Raw genomic sequence first — 1,093 nt, 5'->3', positions numbered from 1 at the left:
TACGTGTTGAGGGTGTTCCAGTTAATTGGATTTATAGAGGTAACCGTGATGGCCGGGCTCTAGCCTTGGCTGTGATTGAGGAAGATACGGCTAAGATAGAGGAGCTTGTTGAAAGTGGCAAGGTTGATGTGGATGAAGAAGCACGCGATGGAACCCGGCCACTTCGGATTGCTATTTTGCTTGGTAAGAAGAGAAGCTATGTAACCCTGCTCGACTTGGGGGCAGATATCTATTTCGGAAGTATTAAAAACTCTGTTGCATTCTTTGCAGCAGGTCATTCTGCCGAGGTTGCCGGGGATTTGTTCTACCTGGAAGAGGCCTTGAAGAGGGGCTTTGATCCTAACTTCAGACTCAATTTTTTATCCAATGGAGTGCCCATAGTGATGCCGTTGAAGGCGCCATATTCGGGATATGCGGCTCATGGGACTATGCATGAGAACTACCTGGCAAAGTTGAAGCTTCTACTCTCCTATGGGGCAGACCCTAATATCTCATCAATGGGGCCAATAAAAGCAAATCCATATGGTTTCGGGTCGGGGGTGGTGGTGCGTGCCGCAATGGATGGATACTTCAACGCGGTCTACTATCTTTTAACCGAGGTGGAAGGAGTCCAATATAAGGACTTCAAATACCTAAATGTAGAGACCAATGAGTATGATGAGGTAAAAACCTCGCTCTTGAAGGAAATTGAAAGGTACGCGAATGCAGATAGCTGGTATGGCTTCCTTGGGCGTATACAGGAGTTTACCTATCCCTGGTTTATCAAGACTATTGAGTGGCTGGAGGCCAGGGGAGAGGTTTTAGATATTCCGGAGGATTTATCCAGGATTCTTACCATAGGGCGCGATCAAATGGATCATATCCGGCATTACACCATCGATAAGGATGGGGTTATCAGGCCCGCAGAACCAAAATAGAGTGTCAGGCCAGCTCCTGCCTTTCCCTGGATATGGGGCTGTCGGGTATCTGGAAAACACTGATGCGGATCGTGAAGGCTCTATGGTAGTGATTCCCTGGGTTGAGAATAGTGCGGGGAATGGACGAATTGCATATGATACACTTGGGAGGAGCCCTTGCAGCCTATGCCGGTTCA

At 48.0% G+C, this 1,093-nt stretch carries 1 protein-coding gene; it reads left to right on the top strand.

Annotation, left to right across the window (positions count from 1 at the left end; genetic code table 11):
- A partial coding sequence (locus S1OALGB6SA_RS10225; RefSeq protein WP_230204464.1) for an ankyrin repeat domain-containing protein occupies positions 1 to 917 on the top strand: 917 nt, incomplete at its 5' end.
- Positions 918 to 1,093: the final 176 nt, after the last annotated feature.

This window comes from Olavius algarvensis spirochete endosymbiont, from assembly GCA_900608495.1.
Lineage (GTDB): Bacteria > Spirochaetota > Spirochaetia > DSM-2461 > DSM-2461 > UBA2779.
The sequence above is the reverse complement of the archived record's forward strand: the minus strand, read 5'-3'. Positions and strand labels throughout refer to the sequence as shown.